Below are 18,886 nucleotides of genomic sequence, written 5' to 3' on the forward strand. Positions count from 1 at the left end.
CGCCAAAGCACCCGCTTTGGCCGTGACCAGCGCCAATGCGTATGAACAGCATGGGCCATCAACACGCAGTATCGACGACTACGGAGTTAGCGATGGAATTAACGCCAAGAGATAAAGACAAGTTGCTGTTGTTTACCGCCGGGCTGCTGGCCGAACGCCGCAAGGCAAAGGGCCTCAAGCTGAACTACCCCGAGTCGGTCGCGCTGATCAGCTGCGCCATTATGGAGGGAGCGCGCGAAGGCCGCACCGTCGCGGAGATGATGAGTGCCGGCCGTGAAATCCTGACCCGCGACGATGTCATGGACGGCGTTGCCGAGATGATCCAGGACGTGCAGGTCGAAGCAACCTTTCCCGACGGTACCAAGCTGGTCACCGTTCATCACCCCATTGTCTGAGGATACCCGCCATGATCCCCGGTGAATATCAGCTGCAAAGCGGAGACATAGAACTGTGCGCCGGTCGCAACAGCATCACCATGAGTGTCGCCAACTCCGGCGACCGCCCCATACAGGTCGGCTCCCATTATCACTTTGCCGAAACCAATCCGGCACTGCACTTTGATCGCAAGCAGGCTTACGGCTATCGCCTGGCGATAGCCGCAGGTACGGCGATTCGATTCGAGCCGGGCCAGCACCGCGAGGTGTCGCTGATTCCATTTTCCGGCCTGCGCCGCATCTACGGCTTCCGTGGTGAGGTGATGGGGCCATTGGACAAGAGCCCGAAAGAGGGAGCAGTAGCATGAAGATTTCCCGGCAAGCGTATGCGGACATGTATGGCCCGACTACCGGTGACCGGATCCGCCTGGGCGATACCGAATTGTGGATCGAAATCGAACACGACCACACCCATTACGGTGAAGAGGTAAAATTCGGTGGCGGCAAGGTCATTCGTGACGGCATGGGCCAGAGCCAGCGTTGCGACGACGCCGTGATGGACACAGTGATCACCAACGCCATCATCATCGACTGGTGGGGCATAGTGAAAGCCGATGTGGGTTTGAAGAATGGCCGCATCGCCGCCATCGGCAAAGCCGGTAACCCGGATACCCAGCCAGATATCGACATCGTCATCGGCCCCGGTACCGAAATCATCGCCGGTGAAGGTCATATCCTCACCGCCGGCGGCGTCGATACCCATGTGCACTACATTTGCCCGCAGCAGGTCGACGAAGCGCTGATGAGTGGTCTCACCACCATGATCGGCGGCGGTACCGGGCCGGCCACCGGTTCGCTGGCGACCACCAGCACCCCGGGGCCCTGGCATCTGGGCAAGATGATGCAGGCGGTGGACGATTTGCCCATCAACATCGGCTTTCTTGGCAAAGGCAGTGCCAGTGCGCCGGAAGCGCTGGAACAACAAGTCATGGCCGGTGCCATGAGCCTGAAAATCCACGAAGACTGGGGCGCAGCACCGGCCTCCATCAGCAACGCGCTGGATGTGGCCGATCGCTACGACATACAAATCGCCATTCACGCCGACAGCCTGAATGAATCCGGCTTTGTGGAAGACACCCTGGCGGCCTTCAAGGACAGGTGCATTCACACCTACCACACCGAGGGTGCCGGTGGTGGCCACGCCCCCGATATCATCACCGCCTGTGCGCTGCCCAACGTCTTGCCGTCGTCCACCAACCCGACCCGGCCGTACACGGTGAACACCGTTGATGAACACCTCGACATGCTGATGGTGTGCCATCATCTGGATCCCAATATTCCGGAAGATGTGGCCTTTGCCGATTCCCGCATCCGTCGCGAAACCATTGCCGCCGAAGACATCCTCCACGACATGGGGGTGATTTCGATGATCTCGTCGGATTCTCAGGCCATGGGTCGGATCGGCGAAGTGGTGTGCCGCACCTGGCAGACTGCCCATAAAATGCGCCTTCAGCGTGGCCTGCTGCCGGAAGATCAGGAGCGTGGCACCGACAACTTCCGCGTGAAGCGTTACATCGCCAAGTACACCATCAACCCGGCGATTACCCACGGGGTCGGCCATGAAATCGGCTCCATCGAAATCGGCAAGCTGGCGGATCTGGTGCTGTGGAAACCGATGTTCTTCGGCGTCAAACCGTCGATCATTATGAAGGGCGGCATGATTGCGGGCGCCTCCATGGGCGACCCTAACGGCTCCATCTCCACACCGCAACCGGTGCATTACCGCCGCATGTTTGGCGCCTTGGGCCGTGCGGCAGCCGCAACCCGAATGACCTTCGTCAGCCAGGCCGCCATGAACACCGGGCTGGAAGAAAAGCTGGGGCTGAAGAGCCCGCTGGTGGCGGTTAAAAACGTCCGCCAGATACGCAAGAGCGATATGAAGCTGAACGACGCCTGCCCGAAACTGACGGTGGACCCGCAAACCTACGAGGTGCACGCCGATGGCGTGTTACTGACCTGTGAGCCGCTGTCTGAAGTGCCACTGGCCCAGCGTTATCACCTGTTCTGAACCGCTTGCAAGGACTATTACATGCTTGAAGTAACACAGCGAATCGACGGCAGCACCCAGACCGAGGTGCACGACACCCTGACCTTACCCTACGAGCTGCGCATTCGCGGCCGCCTGAAGGCGGTGACCGATAACGGCCGTGACGTCGGCCTGTTCCTCGATCGTGGCCCTGTGCTGCGCCACGGCGATCGGTTGCGGGCCAGCAGCGGCGAGGTGATCCAAATTTGTGCCGCCGACGAGCCGGTCACCACCGCCTTCATCGACAAGGGTCTGCCCCTGGGCCGCTTGTGCTACCACCTGGGCAACCGCCACGTGTCGCTCGCCATTGGCGCCGACGCCGACGGCCGCCACTGGGTGCGGTTCCCGCCGGACCATGTACTGGAAGAGCTGGCGGTACTCCTGGGTGCGACGCTGAGCCACCACCAGGCACCGTTTGATCCGGAATCCGGTGCTTACGCGCACGCCGGTCGTGAGCAGGCTCACGGACACTCTCATGGCCATTCCCATGGCCACTCTCATGAACACTCTCATGAACACCCTCATGACGACGACCATGGCCATGCACACTGACAGCCTGGCCAGTGATATGGCGCTACTGGGGTTGATGCAACTGATAAGCCCCGCCCTGCCGATTGGTGCCTTCGCCTGGTCTCAGGGCCTGGAAAGCGCCTTTGAGCTGGGCTGGGTGCGCAACGAACAGGAACTGGGCGAGTGGCTGGAAGGGGTACTCGACGATGGCCTGAGCCGGTGCGAATTGCCGGTGCTGGCACGGCTGCAGAACGGCTGGGCCAAGGGTGACAGCGACGGCCTCGCGCGCTGGAACGACTGGCTGCATGCCAACCGCGAAACCGCCGAACTCAGCGATGAAGACACCCGGTTGGGGCTGGCATTGATGCGCTTGCTCACCAGCCTGTCGCTGCAACCGCAGACAGAGCAGGGCCACCCCCGGCTGCCGGAAGAGCCCGGTTACGTCACCGTATTTGCCTGGGCCGCACACCAACGGCAGGTGCCGGTGCGCCAGTCCTTACTCGGCTTTGCCTGGGGCTGGCTGGAAAACCAGCTCGCGGTGGCGTGCAAGGCCATGCCCCTGGGGCACACCGCCGCGCAACGCCTGAACGAACAGCTTCGCCCCAGGCTGGTGGCCTCGGTGGAAACCGCACTGACGCTGCCAGACGACCAGCTGGGCCCGATTCTGCCGGGACTGGCCCTCGGCAGTGCCCAGCATGAAACCCAGTATTCACGATTATTCCGAAGCTGACCGCTTCGACCTCACAAGAAGGAAAGGTAGCAATGAAACATTGTTTACGCGTAGGCGTCGGTGGCCCTGTGGGTTCCGGCAAAACCGCCTTGTTGCGCCAGTTGTGCAAGGCACTGAAAGATCACTACGACATCGCCGTAGTCACCAACGATATCTACACCCGTGAAGATGCCGACTTTCTGCTGAAGCACGACGCCCTGCCCGCCGACCGCATTCTCGGTGTGGAAACCGGCGGCTGCCCGCATACCGCCATCCGCGAAGATGCCTCCATGAACCTGGCGGCCATCGACGATCTGCAGGCGCGTCACCCCAACCTGGAACTGGTGCTGGTGGAATCCGGCGGCGACAACCTGGCGGCCACCTTCAGCCCGGAACTGTCCGATCTGACCCTGTATGTCATCGACGTCTCCGCGGGTGACAAAATTCCCCGCAAGGGCGGCCCCGGCATCACCAAGTCGGATCTGCTGATCATTAACAAGATCGACATCGCCGAATACGTGCACGCCTCGCTGGATGTCATGGAGCGCGATTCCAAAAAAATGCGCGGCGAACGCCCCTTCATCTTCGCCAACCTGTACGACGGCGTCGGCCTGGAAGAAATCATCGGCTTCATCCTGCAGCAGGGCATGCTGCCCGAGCGCCGCCTCGGCAAGCCCGGCAGCATTAACTGAGCGTTCGCACCACGGTTAAAAAACAATCAACAATCAATAAACCAATGACAAACAACGTAAGTTAACGGAGAACACCATGAACAAAATGACCAAGTTGCTGATGGCAGTGGGCCTGATGCTGACCGCCACCGCCGCCTCGGCCCACCCTGGCCATGGCATGCTGCATGCCCACAACGATTTTCTCAATGGTTTGCTGCACCCGATGATGGGGATTGACCACCTGCTGGCCATGGCCGCCATCGGCTTCTGGAGCTTCCGCCAGAACACCGCCATGAAAAATGGCGCCCCCCTGTTTGTGGTGGCTGGCATGATAGTGGGTGCGACCCTGGCCTGGGGCGGCCTGAGCCTGGCCGGTGTGGAAATCGGCATCGCCATGTCAGTCCTGCTGGCCGGCGTGCTGATCGCCACCATGGCCAAGCTGCCCACCGCCGTTGGCGGCACCCTGGTCGCCCTGTTCATGATCACCCACGGCTACGCCCACGGTACCGAAATGACCGCCGGCGCCAGCCTGATGTCCTACACGGCCGGTTTCGTTATTGCCACCCTGGCCATTACCTTTGCCGGCCGTCGCCTGGGTGCCGCCATGCAGAAAGCCGACAACCGCATTACCCGAGCCCTGGGTGGCGTGGTTGCCGTGATTGGTGGTGTATTGGCTGCCGGCTGATCCCCCCGAAACAAACGGTAAGCTGCCCACAGGGCAAGTCCAAAAAGCCGCACGGACCTAGTGCGGCTTTTTAAGTTTACAGGCCCCGTCCTGACCCCTTACCCGCTCTGAATGAGCCCAAAAGGCAGACGGTGGAACCGAGTCACGCTGACATTCCGTTAGCGTTCTTTCAACAGGAATTATATCGATATGAGTAGCGTTATTATCAAGCGTTCAATCAACACGGAAAAGGCACCAATCAGTGCTGTATCCACCCAATCCGTTGCTTTTTCTCATTACAATAATATCTCGGCCCAACTGCCCGTTTCCCCTGAAACCGGTGAGCTGGTGGCAGCTGATATTTCCGCACAGACAAAACAGTGCTTTGAGAATATCAAGGCCATTGTAGAAAGCATCGACCACGTTATGGACGATGTGGTCAAGATCAATATCTTCCTGAAAAACATCACGGACATGGATGCAGTCGATGCCGTGTATGCCGGCTTCTTCCAGGAATATCTGCCCGTACGGACGACCCTTGTCGTCGATGCCCTGCCGCTGGAGGGTGCCCTGCTGCAGGTAGATGCCCTGATTTCAAACGGTGAAGGCACCACTCCCCAGGCGCCCTGCGACCTCGTCAAGGTGGCCAAAGACACGGAGAAAGCGCCTGTCAGCCCGACCTCCACCCACACTGTGGCTTTCTCCCATTACAACAATATTTCGGCGCAGCTCCCTGTCGATCCCGCTTCGGGCAAGCTGGTCGAGGGTGGGGTTAAAGAACAAACCGCACAGTGCCTGAAGAACATCAAGGCCATTCTGGAAAGCATCGATGTGCCCTTTGACGATATCGTCAAGGTCAACATCTTCCTGAAAGACCTTGCGGACATTGACGCCGTCAACGACGTCTACACCACCTTTTTCCCGGACTCGGCCATCGCCAGAACCCTGGCCTATGTGCCCGCCCGGACCATCATTGCCGCTTCCGCCCTGTCCATGGACGCTCTGGTACAAATCGATGCCGTCGTGTCACACGGAGATGGTACCCCGCCCCAGGCGGTGGAAGACCGGCATGGTATCGTCATCAAGGCCAACAACACCGACAAGGCCCCCAGATGTGCCCTTTCTGCACAGACGGTCGCCTTCTCCCATTACAACCACATTTCCGCCCAGTTACCTCTGGATCCCAAAACGGGCGAGCTGGTCGCGGGTGGTGTAAAAGAGCAGGCCGAGCAATGCCTTAACAACATCAAGGCCATAGTGGAAAGTATCGGCCATGTGATGGACGATGCGGTTAAAATCAATATCCAGCTGAAAAACATCGCGGATATCGACGCGGTAAACGGCATTTATACCCCCTTCTTCAACGGCGATCTGCCTGCAAGAACCACGGTGGGCGTTTCGGCCATCCCGATGAATGCCCTGGTACAAATTGACGCCGTTATTTCCAACGCCGAAGGAACCCCTCCCGCTTTATAAGCGTGTATTTGGTTCTGTTACACAGTGTAATTGAGCCATAACGGTACTGGTTTTCAGGCGTACACAAGCTGCGTTTGAATTAAAAAGGCGACTCGACCATCCGGATGGTCGAGTCGCCTTTCTCTTATTACCTACCCTAACTCTGCTCCGCAAGCATCCTCTCGAAAGATAACGTTACCTGTTAGTGAGCCAAGAAAAACTGATAGGCAGGATCCTGTGTTACCTCATCCCAGCGGTAGCCCAGCTCGGCCAGGTGCCGCTCGAACGACGCCAGATCCGCATCGGGCAGTTCGAAGGCACAGAGCACCCGGCCAAATTCGGCACCGTGGTTACGGTAATGAAACAGGCTGATGTTCCAGTGCGTGCCCAGGGTATGCAGAAAGCGCATCAGGGCACCGGGTTGCTCGGGAAACCGGAAGCTGTACAGCCGTTCGTTCAGCGCCTTGGGTGGCCGGCCACCCACCATGTAACGTACATGAGACTTGGCCAGATCGTTGTCGGTCATATTGGCCACCGGATAACCGGCCTGCTCCAGTTCCATCATGATCTGGGTCAGCTCCCGGTCACCGTCGCTGAGGCGCACCGACACCAGCAGCGCGGCCTTGTCTTCCGACGAATAACGATAGTTGAACTCGGTCACCATGCGGTTGCCGAGTACCTCGCAAAACTCCAGAAAGGCGCCCTTGCGCTCCGGGATGGTCACCGCCAGCACCCCTTCCCGCTTTTCACCCAGCTCGCAACGCTCGGAGACATAACGCAGAGAATGGAAGTTGACGTTGGCACCGCTGAGCACCGCCGCCATGCGGGCATGCCGGTAATCACCCGCCAGACTGTATTTCTTCAGCCCGGCCAGCGACAGGGCCCCCGAAGGCTCGGCGATGGCGCGGGTATCTTCGAAGATGTCCTTGAGCGCGGCACAGATCTCGTCGGAGCTGACGGTGACCACGCCATCGAGATATTGCCGACACAGGCGAAAGGTTTCGGTGCCCATGCGCTTCACCGCCACCCCGTCGGCAAACATGCTGACCCGATCCAGGGTGACGATTTCACCGGCCTTGAGGGCGGCGTTAAGGCAGGCAGAGCCCTCGGCCTCGACACCGATGACCTTGACCTGGGGCAGAAGCTGTTTGATATAGACCGCCACCCCGGCTGCCAGGCCACCGCCGCCCACCGGCACAAACACATGGGTCAGGCGGGTATCCTGCTCCAGCAGTTCGCGCCCTATGGTGCCCTGACCGGCAATCACGTCTTCGTCATCGAAGGGCGGGATCAGGGTCAGGTTGTGTTCCTGTGCCAGCTGCAGGCAACGGGCATAGGCTTCGTCGAAGTTATTGCCGTGCAGAATCACCTTGCCGCCGAAACGGCGAACCGACTCTATCTTGATGTCGGGCGTGACCGTTGGCATCACTATGGTGGCGTCGATGCCCAGCTTGGCGGCCGACAGGGCCACGCCCTGGGCATGGTTGCCGGCCGAGGCCGCTATGACCCCTGCCTGCTGCTGCTCTGCACTGAGCTGGGCAATCTTGTTGTAGGCACCCCGTAGCTTGAAAGAATGCACCGGTTGCATGTCTTCCCGTTTCAGCGATACCGGATGGCCCAGCCGCTCGGAAATTTTCTTGAGCGGCGACAGCGGGGTCACCCGCGCCGCCTCGTACACCGGAGACAGCAGAATGCAGCGTAGATATTCGGTCGCCGACCGCAGTTTGGCGGCCTCTTTCAATGCCGGTTGTGCCATCCTTATCCTCCCAGCTTGCTGATGTCGCGTACTGCGCCCTTGTCGGCACTGGTGGCCAGCGACGCATAGGCGCGCAGGGCGAAGGACACTTCCCGCTCGCGATCCACCGGGCGCCAGCCCTGCTCACCCCTGGCATCCATGATCTCGCGACGGGCGGCCAGTTCCGACTCCGCCACGTCCAGCACTATGCTGCGGCCCGGAATGTCGATATCGATGATATCGCCGTTCTGCACCAGCGCTATGGTGCCGCCATTGGCCGCCTCGGGAGAGACATGACCGATGGACAAGCCGGAAGTACCGCCGGAGAAACGACCATCGGTGATCAGCGCACACTGGGTGCCCAGCCCCATGGACTTGAGGTAGGTGGTGGGATAGAGCATTTCCTGCATACCCGGGCCACCCTTGGGGCCTTCGTAGCGGATCACCACCACCTCACCGGCTTTCACTTCGCCACCCAGAATACCGGCCACGGCGGTATCCTGGCTTTCATAGATACGGGCGGGGCCACGGAACACCAGGTTGTCGTCGGACACACCGGCGGTCTTGACGATACAACCGTCCACCGCCAGGTTGCCGGACAACACCGCCAGACCACCTTCCTGGCTGTAGGCATGCTCGAGGCTGCGAATACAACCTTCGGCTCTGTCGTCGTCCAGGGTCGGCCAGCGGCAATCCTGGCTGAATGCCCGGGTGGTGCGGATACCGGCAGGGCCGGCGCGGAACATGGTTTTCACCGCTTCGTCTTCGGTCACCATCACATCATATTTGGCCAGCTGTTCGGCCAGGGTCATGCCCAGCACGGTCGGCAGTTCGGTGTGCAGCAGACCGGCACGATCCAGCTCGCCGAGAATACCCATGACACCACCGGCACGGTGCACGTCTTCCATATGATATTTCGGCGTGGACGGCGCCACCTTGCACAACTGGGGTACCTTGCGCGACAGGGCATCGATATCGCTCATGGTGAAATCGACACCGGCCTCGTGGGCGGCGGCCAGCAGATGCAGCACCGTATTGGTGGAGCCACCCATGGCCACGTCCAGCACCATGGCGTTCTCGAACGCCGCCTTGGTGGCGATGTTGCGCGGCAGGGCCGAGTCATCGTCCTGCTCGTAATAACGCTTGGTCAGCTCGACGATGCGATGACCGGCCGACTTGAACAGTTGCTCCCGATCCGCGTGGGTGGCCAGCAGAGAGCCGTTGGCCGGCTGAGACAGGCCCAGGGCTTCGGTCAGGCAGTTCATGGAGTTGGCGGTAAACATGCCGGAGCAGGAACCACAGGTCGGGCAGGCGCTGCGCTCAACCTGCTCGCTCTGGGAATCGGACACGGTAGGATCGGCACCCTGGACCATGGCATCGACCAGATCCAGCTTGATGATCTGATCCGACAGCTTGGTCTTGCCGGCCTCCATGGGGCCACCGGAGACGAAGATCACCGGAATATTGACCCGCAGGGCGGCCATCAGCATGCCGGGGGTAATTTTGTCGCAGTTGGAGATACAGACCATGGCATCGGCACAGTGGGCATTGACCATGTACTCGACCGAGTCGGCGATCAAATCCCGGCTGGGCAGGCTGTACAGCATGCCGCCGTGACCCATGGCGATGCCATCATCCACGGCGATGGTGTTGAATTCCTTGGCAACGCCACCGGCGGCCTCGATTTCACGCGCCACCAGCTGGCCCATGTCTTTCAGGTGCACATGGCCCGGCACAAACTGGGTGAAGGAGTTAACCACGGCGATGATCGGCTTGCCGAAGTCTTCTTCGGTCATGCCGGTGGCGCGCCAGAGGGCGCGGGCACCGGCCATGTTGCGGCCGTGGGTGGTGGTGGCGGAACGATACCTTGGCATTATTAAAACTCCTGTAAATACAATTGAGTAAAGCAAAGCCGCCTTGTGCAACCTCTGTCAGTTCAGTGGCTCACGGTATCAATTGGCTTACCACCGACTCGCCGTAAACCCGTCCCTGGGGGCTCAACCGCGCCATCTGACCGCCATGGATGGCGGAAATGTCGAAAATGCAGGAGCATTTTTCGACCATGGCGCAGAAGGTCGGCTTGCAAGCCAATTAATCCCGTTTGCTAACTAACATCAGCCACAAGACACTCTTCTCTATATCTGAAAATTAATCTTTCACCGGGGTCAGCCAGCCCCATTTGTCCTGGGTGCTGCCGTCGAACAGACCGAAGAAGGCTTTTTGCAATTCGGTGGTGATCGGGCCGCGTTTACCGGCCCCAAGCTCGATGCCGTCCACACTGCGTACCGGCGTCACCTCGGCGGCGGTGCCGGTCATGAACATTTCATCGGCCAGATACAGCGCCTCGCGGGAGATGGCTTCTTCCCGCACCTGATAACCGGCTTCGCGCGCCAGCGTCATCAGGGTATCGCGGGTGATACCGGGCAGGATACAGGCGGTGACCGGCGGGGTATAGAGTACCTTGTTCTTGATCAGGAACAGATTCTCGCCCGCCCCTTCGCTCAGGTGGCCGTGCACGTCGAGCGAAATGCCCTCGTCATAACCGTGGCGCTTGGCTTCGCCGGAGATCAGCTGGGAAGACAGGTAGTTACCGCCGGCCTTGGCACCGGTGGGCATGGTATTGGGCGCCAGTCTATTCCAGGAGGTGACGCAGACATCCACGCCCCGCTCCAGCCCCTCTTCGCCCAGATAGGCGCCCCAGGGAATGGCGGCGATAATGACGTCGCACGGCACATCTTTCGGTGCGTTGAGGCCCATGCCGACGTTGCCGATAAATACCAGGGGCCGCAGGTAGGCGCTGTCCAGCCCGTTCTCGCTGACCGCTTTACGGCAGGCATCCATCAATTCTGCATGGGTATAGGGGATCTGCATTCGATAGATTTTGGCGGAATCGAACAGACGTTGTACGTGCTCTTCGAGACGAAAAATCATCGGTCCCCCGGGGGTGTTGTAGGCGCGAATGCCCTCGAACACCGAAGAACCGTAGTGCAGTGCATGACTCATCACATGCACCTGGGCCTTGTCCCAGGGCACCATATCATCATTGAACCAGATGTATTTGGCAGTCGACATTGGTTGTTCCCTCAAGCCGTTTTTTTGAACCGTGACTCCACAAGCTGCGCCTCGACACGGGTGATATCCATCAGCTTTTCGAGTTGGCGGCTCAACAGCTGAATGGCTCTGTCACTGCTGACAGTAACCCTAATATTAAGGCGTTTACAATCAACCGAGGTGGACATTTCCATGTCATCCACCCGAAAGCCACGGTGACGGACCAGACGAAGCACCCGCTCGAGGACCTCGGGACGAAACTGGGCTTCTATCTGCACGTTATGCTGGTTCATGCTTTTTTCTCCATCATCTGGTCGTTGGCAACGCCGGGCGGCACCAGGGGCCAGACGTTTTCTTCCTCTGAAATTCGAACATGCAACAGGTAGGCGGTATCGGCCGCCAGCATGCGCTGGATGGCGGGCTCCACTTCCTCTTTGCGGGTGATGGTTTCGCCGGGAATATTGAAGGCGGCGGCCATGGCCACAAAGTCGGGATTATCGGTGAGAAGGGTTTCGCTGTAGCGACCGTCGAAGAACAGCTCCTGCCACTGACGCACCATGCCCAGTCGCTGGTTATCGAGCAGTACCATCTTGACCGGCAGCTGGGCGCGCTTGAGGGTGCCCAGCTCTTGCACGTTCATCATGAAGGAGCCGTCGCCGGAGACCAGCACCGACTCGTGTTCGGGCCGGGCCAGCTTGGCGCCAATGGCCGCCGGCAGGCCGAAGCCCATGGTGCCCAGGCCGGCGCTGCTCAGGTGGTTGCGCGGGCTGGTAAATCGCATGTGCTGCGCCACCCACATCTGATGCTGACCCACATCACAGCTCACCATGGCGGTATCCGGCAGCGCATCGCTCAACTGCTTGAGCATCAGGGGTGCGTAGATGGCTTCACCCGGATGATCGTAACGCCAGCCATGTTCGGCCTTGAGCGCCTGGCACTGCTGCCGCCAGTCGTCGATATCCAGTTGTTCGTGACCCAACTTGTCATTCACCAACCTGTCATTCATCAACAAGGGCAATACCGTTGTCAGCTCCGCATCGATCCCCACCTGGGCATGACGCACCTTGCCGAATTCGGCGGCGTCCTTGTCCAGGTGAATCACCTTGGCATTCACCGCGAAGGCGTCCAGCTTGCCGGTGACCCGGTCGTCGAAACGAGCGCCAACCACAATTAGCAGATCACTCTGCTGAACGGCCAGATTAGCGGCTTTTGTTCCGTGCATGCCGAGCATGCCCAAAAACAGCTTATCATCCGGATCCAGGGTACCGATTCCCTTGAGCGTCGTCACCGCCGGAATACCGGTTTGCCGGGCAAAAGCACGTAATTCCGTCTCGGCATTGGCCATGCCGACACCCCCGCCGACGTACAGTACCGGCTTTTTCGCCGTCGCCAGCATCGACTGAGCCTGGGCCAGCGCTTCCGGGTCGAGCACCTTGGGTTCGGTGCCGAATGTCGGGGTAGACCTGGGCTCAACCGGCGCAACCTGAATATTTTTGGGCACATCGATCAACACGGGGCCGGGGCGGCCGGAGCGGGCCACTTCGAAGGCTTCGGCGATAACAGCGCCAAGATCCTCGACATTTTCCACCAGATAAGAGTGCTTGGTACAGGACAGCGACATGCCCAGCACGTCCACTTCCTGAAAGGCATCGGTGCCGATGGCCGCTATCGGTACCTGGCCGGTGATGGCCACCAGCGGGATGGAGTCGAGCATGGCATCGGCCAGACCGGTGATCAGGTTGGTCGCCCCGGGGCCGGAAGTGGCCATGCAGACTCCCACCTGACCACTGGCTCTGGCATAGCCCACGGCAGCCAAGGCGGCTGCCTGTTCATGGCGACACAGCAGGTGATCCACGCCACCGTCGTAGAGCGCGTCGTAGAGCGGCATGATGGCGCCGCCGGGGTAACCGAAAATCTGGGTGACTCCCTGTTGTTTCAAGGTCTGAACGATGTACTGTGCGCCATTCATTTTATTGCTGTCCATGTGTTACTGCCAAAGCCGGTTTAAAAAAAAACCCCCGAGTGGGTGACTCGGGGGTTTTGCGTCGTTGTCTGCCGGTTATTTTACGTTTCGTCAGACCACAGTGCCCCGAGAGGTGATTTTATAATCACCACTAGGACCACGATAATGCTGACGAAACGTACAAAGAAATTCATGTCACCGACCGTTGAATAGGATGAAGAGCCAGAACCTTCGACTCAAGCAGACCTATAGAACTAGCATGGTGAGCTAAGCTAGACAAGACTTTCTTGTGCACAATATTAAAAAAGCGGCCAAAGGAGGTAACTAAAAGGTAGTTAATAAAGCTAGAGAAAGTTAATTTTTAAAAATAAAATATCAGGGAGACCGGATGTCACTCGCCGTTGTTTTTGCCCGCGCCAGTCTGGGTGTTTCCGCGCCACTGGTCACCGTTGAAGCCCATCTTGCCAATGGTCTGCCCGCCTTCAATATCGTTGGCCTGCCGGAAACCACGGTCAAGGAAGCCCGGGATCGGGTACGCAGTGCCCTGCTGAATTCCGGTTTTGAATTTCCCGCCCGGCGTATCACCGTCAACCTGGCTCCCGCCGACCTGCCTAAAGACGGGGGCCGTTTCGATTTGCCCATCGCCATGGCCATTCTGGCCGCCTCCGGTCAAATCCCCGCCACCAGCCTGGAGCAGCTGGAGTTTCTGGGCGAGCTGGCACTGACCGGGGCGCTGCGATCGATCAAGGGTGCCCTGCCGGCGGTACTGGCCGCCCGCGACAGCGAGCGGATACTGATACTGCCTGCCGGCAATGGGATAGAAGCCGGTGTGATCCACCCCTGCCCGGCCCGACTGGCTCCCCACCTGCTGGCCATTACCGCCTGGTTGCAACAAGAAGGAGAACTGGCGGTTCCAGAACCTGTCATTTCGGAAGAACGCGACTATATCACCGATCTTTGCGATGTTATCGGTCAGGAAGGGGGAAAGCGGGCACTCGAAATTGCCGCCGCCGGCGAGCACAATCTGCTGCTGCTCGGCCCTCCCGGGACCGGCAAGAGCATGCTGGCCAGCCGTTTGCCGGGGCTGCTGCCGCCGATGAGTGAAGAGGAAGCGCTCGAGACTGCCGCCATCAGGTCCATCAGTGGCCTGAGCCTGGATCCCGAAAACTGGCGACTGCGGGCCTTTCGTCAACCTCATCATTCGGCGTCTGCCGTGGCGCTGGTAGGCGGTGGCAGCTATCCCAGACCCGGAGAAATTTCTCTGGCCCATAACGGGGTGTTGTTTCTCGATGAAATGACCGAGTTTGAACGACGGGTACTGGATGCATTGAGAGAGCCACTTGAAACCAGTAGTATTTCCATCGCCCGGGCGGCGCACCGGGTCACCTTTCCCGCCCGGTTTCAATTGATCGGCGCCATGAATCCCAGTCCTTGCGGCCATTATGCAGATGGCTACCGTCGCAGCTCTTCCGAGCAGATACTGCGTTACCTGAGCAAAATATCCGGCCCTTTTCTCGATCGCTTCGATCTGTCGGTAGAAATACCGCTATTACCCCCGGGGGAGCTGAGCCGTACCCGGCCCAAAGCCGAAGGATCGGCCCAGATCCGCAAGCGGGTACTGGCAGCCAGAGAGCGACAATTGAAGCGCGCCGGCAAGACCAATGCCCGGCTCAGTGCCGCCGAGCTGGATAAGTTCTGCCCGCTGGAGCAGGAAGACGCCGTGTTTCTGGAGCAGGCCCTACACCGGATGAAGCTCTCCATCCGCGCCTGGCATAAATTGATCCGGGTCGCCAGAACCATCGCCGATCTGAACGATGAACACGCAATAGGCCGCCATCATTTAATCGAAGCGCTGGGCTACAGAGCCATGGATCGGCTGCTACAACACTTGCAGAGCTGAGTCGGCAATAGCTGCTATACCTAAGCAGACAGCCCTGTAGCAGAGGAGTAACGGATGAAGAGTGCGAAAGAGTTTGCCATTTGGCTGCATGAACGCTTCAGGGAGATGAGGAATGGGGTTTACCTGACCAAGTCAGATATAGCGGCGCTCTCCGGGAGGCAGCGTTTTACCCATGAATTCATTACCGACATTCATTACGAGCTGACATTGAAGGGCATGGGCTTTGTCACCGATACTCACAGGGAAAAGTTTTATCTGTTCCATCTGCCTACCGAGTACTGGCAGGCCAAGGGAGAGGGCTATCGGGAAGACACTGGGTCCAATGTTCGCACCATAGTCCAGAGCAAACACAAAGGGTCGTGATACCCGGAGCCATGATGCGGCGGGCCGCATCATGGCAGATCGATTATCCAGCCGACAGCAAATATTCCACTACCCGGTAAAACCGCTCTTCCGAGCCGATTTCGCTCATGTTCAGCTCGTACTTGTCCCTGACCACTACGGTGGGCGTACCGCGCACATTGAAGCGCTCTGTGTTCTTGTCGTACTGGGCGACCATACCATTGAGCGCAAAGCTGTTGATCACACCATCGAAGGCCTTTGCTTCAACACCATTGGCGACGAAAATGGTCTTGATATCATCCAGGTCGTTGGGCATTTTTCTCTGCCGATGGATACGGTCGAAAATAGCCGGCGTCAGCTTGTCTTCTACCTTCAGCAGTACCGCAGCCCCATAGGCACGCTGCAAAATCGGGCCCAGTTCCCGGCCGAGAAAAGGCACTGGGACCTTCTTCAACTGTACTTCGGGTATCCGCTCCTGCAGCTTTTCCATCAAGGGTTCAAAGCTGTAGCAATGCGAACAGACATAAGAGAAAAACTCGGTCACCTCCGGTTTGCTGCTCGCGGTGTCATTTACCACCTTGTATTCAACACCCTCCTTGAATTCGGGAGCGGCATTAACCAGTGGAGCCAACAGCAGGGTAAATAAAACAACAATATATTTTTTCATACAGGATCCCATTCGGTAAAGGCTGACTCACGTTAAGTAATCAGCTCCAAGAGGTCAAGGATAATGGTATCTCATCCAGACTCTGCAATTGATCGGACAATACCCGAATTTGCTGTTGCCAGTAGTCTTCGGTGTTAAACCAGGGAAAATTGGCCGGAAAGGCAGGATCAGACCAACGCGCCGCCAGCCAGGCCATGTAGTTGACCATGCGCATGGCTCTGAGTGGTTCAATCAGGGACAGCTCTGCCGCATCAAATTCCCGCACCGTCTCGTAGCCGGCCAGCAGGGTATCCAGCTGCATCAGCTGTTCCTGACGACTGCCGCTGAGCATCATCCACAGATCCTGTACCGCCGGCCCGGTGCGACAATCATCGAAGTCGAGCAGCCAGAGTCCGTCACGCCACAGTATATTGCTGACATGGCAGTCACAATGCAGGGTCAGCTGTTGTGTGGGCCTGTATAGCGCGCTCGCTTTCTCCACCACCTCGGTCAGCCGGGCAAAAAACTCGCCCCGCAGTCGACTCGGTATCAGCGCCTCCTGGTCGATCACCCCTTGCGCCCGCAGCAGATAGTCGTCGGTACTCAGCTGTGGTCGATGGTGCAGCACAAACTGCTCGCCGACCCTGTGTAGCCGCCCCAGTTGTTCTCCCAGTGCCTCCAGCTGATCGAGGTTATCGGCCTCGAACTGACGGCCGGAGACCGAAGGCCAGACCGCAAACAGCATGTTGCCGTATTCGAAGACGCTGTTGTTGTCGCGTATCAGGGGAACCGCCACCCGGACCCCGGCATCGTCCAGCGCGAACAGGAAATCGTGCTCCTCCTGGATTTGCTGCCGGCTCCAGCGCTGCGGGCGATAAAACTTGGCCACCAGGGTGCCATCGGTATCACTCTTGAATCGGTAGACCCGGTTTTCATAGCTGTTCAACGCCATGAGTCCCGAATCGACATAAATGCCGACACTGACCAGCGCATCGGCAATCACATCGGGGGTAAGCTGGTAATAGTTCATGCCACTCCAAAAAAAGACCGCAGCGACTGGCTGCGGTCCGAGCATATCAGTTAATCGAACTGAAGAACTTGGTATCGCTGCGTAAGTTGGCCTTGCTGTCGTTCTCGTCGAGCCCGGCATGGGTCATCACGAAGGTGATGTCCTGGACCGGCTTTGACAGCAGATAAGGGTCTACCGCCAGACTGATCGGCAAACTCAACACCTCTCCACCGCGAACCACGACTTCTTCGGGGCCTATCCACTCAACATCATCCATCCCCTCGACACGGAGCCGATAGGTTTCGGTCTCCAGCGTCTTGTTCATGATTTTCAGGGTGTAGGTATTCTCTACCAGCCCCTCGACCGTTTCACGATAGAGCTGATTCCGATCCCGGATGATCTCGATACCCATCGGCATGATATTGGATGCCACATAAACAAAGGCGACCAGCATCAACACCATGACAACGCCGTAACCAATCAGCTTGGGCCGCGCCACCTTGCTTTCTCCGTGTTGCAACTTGTGCTCTGTGGTATAGCTGATCAGCCCTCTTTCGTAGCCCATTCTATCCATGGTCTGATCACAGGCATCCACACAGGCACCGCAGTTGATACACTCGTATTGCAGACCGTCACGAATATCGATACCGGCAGGGCAGACCTGTACACAGAGGTTACAATCGATACAGTCACCCAGCCCCAGCTTTTCGGGATCCGCCTTGCGCGGACGCGGGCCACGGCTCTCGCCTCGCTCGACGTCATAACTGACCGTATAGGTGTCTTTATCAAACATGGCCGACTGAAAGCGGGAATAGGGACAGATGTGGGTACACATTATGGTACGCATCCAGCCGGCATTACCGTAAGTACAGAACGCAAAGAACAGTACCCAGAAGCCGATCCAGAAGCTGGTCGAAAAGGTCAGTAGAGCGACCGCCAGTTCTCTTGCCGGAACGAAATAGGCGATGAAGGTAAAACCGGTAAGGAGTGATACCGCCAGCCAGGCAAGATGCTTGGCACTCTTGCGCCATATCTTGTTGAAGTTCCAGGGTGACTTGTCCAGCTGGCGCCGTTTGTTGGCGCTGCCTTCCAGCTTCTCCTCGAACCAGATAAACACAAAGGTCCATACCGTCTGTGGGCACAGGTAGCCACACCATACCCGTCCGAGGAAGGTAGTGATAAAGAACAGGGCGAAGGCCGCTACCATCAGCAGCAGAGCCAGCAGGGTCAGATCCTGTGGCCAGATGGTGGTCGAAAATATCTGAAAGCGCTGCTGCTCCACATCAAACAATATGGCCTGATGCCCATTCCAGCTCAGCCAGGGTCCAACCGCAAACAACAGCATGAAAAACCATCCCATTGCCTTGCGCAACTGCTGCCATTTTCCCTTTTGCGCTCGTACATAGATGTGGCCTTCGTCTGTCGGCCTGTGGGAACGCACCGCTTCGGTGACATCCTTTATCTCTATCTGCTTATGTTTATCGTTCATTATGCTCACATAGTTGTTCTGACTGACTGCGACCGAATGCTCCACTCGACAAGTTATTGTTAACTTGCAGATAAGATACGAGTTATGCGGCATTTTGCAGCAAAATACGCGATAAAAAGGTGATGGCGATCACTTTTTTCCGAGCCAAAATCGGTTCATGCTATCCAGGACATCATCATAGAGCATTATACCAATCTAAGTAAAAATGTGATCTAATTACTCTCATCCTATCTTGATGATTGATTCTATGGATAACCTTCAACAAACCGACTTCAGTGCACT

18 protein-coding genes are annotated in these 18,886 nt (G+C 58.2%); 10 read left to right on the forward strand and 8 right to left on the reverse strand.

The window, feature by feature from the left end; translation table 11 throughout:
• Positions 1–92 precede the first annotated feature (92 nt).
• From ureA to HNR62_RS10630, 8 genes are all read left to right on the forward strand, one after another.
• Positions 93–395, forward strand: coding sequence for an urease subunit gamma (gene ureA / locus HNR62_RS10595; protein ID WP_204796058.1), 303 nt, complete (start codon positions 93–95; stop codon positions 393–395).
• A gap of 11 nt (positions 396–406) precedes the next feature.
• Positions 407–742: an urease subunit beta gene (locus HNR62_RS10600; RefSeq protein ID WP_204796059.1), complete on the forward strand. Its 336-nt coding sequence runs from the start codon at positions 407–409 to the stop codon at positions 740–742.
• Complete coding sequence (gene ureC / locus HNR62_RS10605) at positions 739–2,442, forward strand: urease subunit alpha (RefSeq protein ID WP_204796060.1); 1,704 nt, start codon at positions 739–741, stop codon at positions 2,440–2,442. The genes HNR62_RS10600 and ureC overlap by 4 nt, the downstream gene beginning before the upstream one ends.
• Before the next feature lie 21 nt (positions 2,443–2,463).
• Positions 2,464–3,012 (forward strand): urease accessory protein UreE, encoded by a 549-nt coding sequence (ureE, locus tag HNR62_RS10610; RefSeq protein ID WP_204796061.1) that lies wholly within the window; start codon positions 2,464–2,466, stop codon positions 3,010–3,012.
• Positions 2,984–3,700, forward strand: a complete 717-nt coding sequence (locus HNR62_RS10615) for an urease accessory protein UreF (RefSeq protein ID WP_239552744.1) — start codon at positions 2,984–2,986, stop codon at positions 3,698–3,700. Before ureE ends, HNR62_RS10615 begins: the two co-directional genes overlap by 29 nt.
• A gap of 32 nt (positions 3,701–3,732) precedes the next feature.
• Positions 3,733–4,371 (forward strand): urease accessory protein UreG, encoded by a 639-nt coding sequence (ureG, locus tag HNR62_RS10620; RefSeq protein WP_204796062.1) that lies wholly within the window; start codon positions 3,733–3,735, stop codon positions 4,369–4,371.
• A 76-nt stretch (positions 4,372–4,447) separates the two neighbouring features.
• Positions 4,448–5,035 (forward strand): HupE/UreJ family protein, encoded by a 588-nt coding sequence (locus HNR62_RS10625; RefSeq protein WP_204796063.1) that lies wholly within the window; start codon positions 4,448–4,450, stop codon positions 5,033–5,035.
• Positions 5,036–5,224: 189 nt separating this feature from the next.
• The gene (locus tag HNR62_RS10630) at positions 5,225–6,490 is read left to right on the forward strand and encodes a RidA family protein (protein WP_204796064.1); all 1,266 of its coding nucleotides are present in this window, start codon (positions 5,225–5,227) and stop codon (positions 6,488–6,490) included.
• Positions 6,491–6,671: 181 nt separating this feature from the next.
• On the opposite strand, the gene ilvA is transcribed toward HNR62_RS10630, so the two are convergent.
• From ilvA to ilvG, 5 genes are all read right to left on the reverse strand, one after another.
• A complete protein-coding gene (gene ilvA, locus HNR62_RS10635) occupies positions 6,672–8,192 on the reverse strand; it encodes a threonine ammonia-lyase, biosynthetic (protein WP_338044101.1) in 1,521 nt (506 codons plus the stop codon).
• Between the two features lie 35 nt (positions 8,193–8,227).
• Entirely contained in the window at positions 8,228–10,078 is a 1,851-nt protein-coding gene (gene ilvD, locus HNR62_RS10640) for a dihydroxy-acid dehydratase (protein WP_204796066.1), read from the reverse strand.
• A gap of 274 nt (positions 10,079–10,352) precedes the next feature.
• Positions 10,353–11,276 carry a branched-chain amino acid transaminase gene (locus HNR62_RS10645; RefSeq protein ID WP_204796067.1) on the reverse strand — a complete coding sequence of 308 codons (924 nt, stop codon included), beginning with the start codon at positions 11,274–11,276 and terminating at the stop codon, positions 10,353–10,355.
• An 11-nt stretch (positions 11,277–11,287) separates the two neighbouring features.
• Entirely contained in the window at positions 11,288–11,548 is a 261-nt protein-coding gene (gene ilvM, locus HNR62_RS10650; RefSeq protein ID WP_204796068.1) for an acetolactate synthase 2 small subunit, read from the reverse strand.
• A complete protein-coding gene (gene ilvG / locus HNR62_RS10655; protein ID WP_204796082.1) occupies positions 11,545–13,224 on the reverse strand; it encodes an acetolactate synthase 2 catalytic subunit in 1,680 nt (559 codons plus the stop codon). The genes ilvM and ilvG overlap by 4 nt, the downstream gene beginning before the upstream one ends.
• A gap of 382 nt (positions 13,225–13,606) precedes the next feature.
• Here ilvG and HNR62_RS10660 point away from each other — a divergent pair, with 382 nt between their 5' ends.
• Positions 13,607–15,118, forward strand: coding sequence for a YifB family Mg chelatase-like AAA ATPase (locus HNR62_RS10660; RefSeq protein WP_204796069.1), 1,512 nt, complete (start codon positions 13,607–13,609; stop codon positions 15,116–15,118).
• Positions 15,119–15,172: 54 nt separating this feature from the next.
• Positions 15,173–15,481: a hypothetical protein gene (locus tag HNR62_RS10665; RefSeq protein ID WP_204796070.1), complete on the forward strand. Its 309-nt coding sequence runs from the start codon at positions 15,173–15,175 to the stop codon at positions 15,479–15,481.
• Positions 15,482–15,524: 43 nt separating this feature from the next.
• On the opposite strand, the gene HNR62_RS10670 is transcribed toward HNR62_RS10665, so the two are convergent.
• The 3 genes from HNR62_RS10670 to ccoG are packed head-to-tail and all read right to left on the reverse strand — an operon-like array spanning position 15,525 to position 18,604.
• Positions 15,525–16,127 carry a thiol:disulfide interchange protein DsbA/DsbL gene (locus HNR62_RS10670; protein WP_204796071.1) on the reverse strand — a complete coding sequence of 201 codons (603 nt, stop codon included), beginning with the start codon at positions 16,125–16,127 and terminating at the stop codon, positions 15,525–15,527.
• Positions 16,128–16,167: 40 nt separating this feature from the next.
• Positions 16,168–17,136 carry a serine/threonine protein kinase gene (locus tag HNR62_RS10675; RefSeq protein ID WP_204796072.1) on the reverse strand — a complete coding sequence of 323 codons (969 nt, stop codon included), beginning with the start codon at positions 17,134–17,136 and terminating at the stop codon, positions 16,168–16,170.
• A gap of 46 nt (positions 17,137–17,182) precedes the next feature.
• Entirely contained in the window at positions 17,183–18,604 is a 1,422-nt protein-coding gene (gene ccoG / locus HNR62_RS10680) for a cytochrome c oxidase accessory protein CcoG (RefSeq protein WP_204796073.1), read from the reverse strand.
• Positions 18,605–18,886 lie beyond the last annotated feature (282 nt).

The organism is Oceanisphaera litoralis (genome assembly GCF_016907015.1).
Lineage (GTDB): Bacteria > Pseudomonadota > Gammaproteobacteria > Enterobacterales > Aeromonadaceae > Oceanimonas > Oceanimonas litoralis.

Bases quoted from the DNA above. Each gene is read 5' to 3' on its own strand.
- ureA (WP_204796058.1), top strand. From the start codon at position 93: ATGGAATTAACGCCAAGAGATAAAGACAAGTTGCTGTTGTTTACCGCC.
- HNR62_RS10600 (WP_204796059.1), top strand. From the start codon at position 407: ATGATCCCCGGTGAATATCAGCTGCAAAGCGGAGACATAGAACTGTGC.
- ureC (WP_204796060.1), top strand. From the start codon at position 739: ATGAAGATTTCCCGGCAAGCGTATGCGGACATGTATGGCCCGACTACC.
- ureE (WP_204796061.1), top strand. From the start codon at position 2,464: ATGCTTGAAGTAACACAGCGAATCGACGGCAGCACCCAGACCGAGGTG.
- HNR62_RS10615 (WP_239552744.1), top strand. From the start codon at position 2,984: ATGACGACGACCATGGCCATGCACACTGACAGCCTGGCCAGTGATATG.
- ureG (WP_204796062.1), top strand. From the start codon at position 3,733: ATGAAACATTGTTTACGCGTAGGCGTCGGTGGCCCTGTGGGTTCCGGC.
- HNR62_RS10625 (WP_204796063.1), top strand. From the start codon at position 4,448: ATGAACAAAATGACCAAGTTGCTGATGGCAGTGGGCCTGATGCTGACC.
- HNR62_RS10630 (WP_204796064.1), top strand. From the start codon at position 5,225: ATGAGTAGCGTTATTATCAAGCGTTCAATCAACACGGAAAAGGCACCA.
- ilvD (WP_204796066.1), bottom strand. From the start codon at position 10,078: ATGCCAAGGTATCGTTCCGCCACCACCACCCACGGCCGCAACATGGCC.
- HNR62_RS10645 (WP_204796067.1), bottom strand. From the start codon at position 11,276: ATGTCGACTGCCAAATACATCTGGTTCAATGATGATATGGTGCCCTGG.
- ilvM (WP_204796068.1), bottom strand. From the start codon at position 11,548: ATGAACCAGCATAACGTGCAGATAGAAGCCCAGTTTCGTCCCGAGGTC.
- ilvG (WP_204796082.1), bottom strand. From the start codon at position 13,224: ATGAATGGCGCACAGTACATCGTTCAGACCTTGAAACAACAGGGAGTC.
- HNR62_RS10660 (WP_204796069.1), top strand. From the start codon at position 13,607: ATGTCACTCGCCGTTGTTTTTGCCCGCGCCAGTCTGGGTGTTTCCGCG.
- HNR62_RS10665 (WP_204796070.1), top strand. From the start codon at position 15,173: ATGAAGAGTGCGAAAGAGTTTGCCATTTGGCTGCATGAACGCTTCAGG.
- HNR62_RS10670 (WP_204796071.1), bottom strand. From the start codon at position 16,127: ATGAAAAAATATATTGTTGTTTTATTTACCCTGCTGTTGGCTCCACTG.
- HNR62_RS10675 (WP_204796072.1), bottom strand. From the start codon at position 17,136: ATGAACTATTACCAGCTTACCCCCGATGTGATTGCCGATGCGCTGGTC.
- ccoG (WP_204796073.1), bottom strand. From the start codon at position 18,604: ATGAACGATAAACATAAGCAGATAGAGATAAAGGATGTCACCGAAGCG.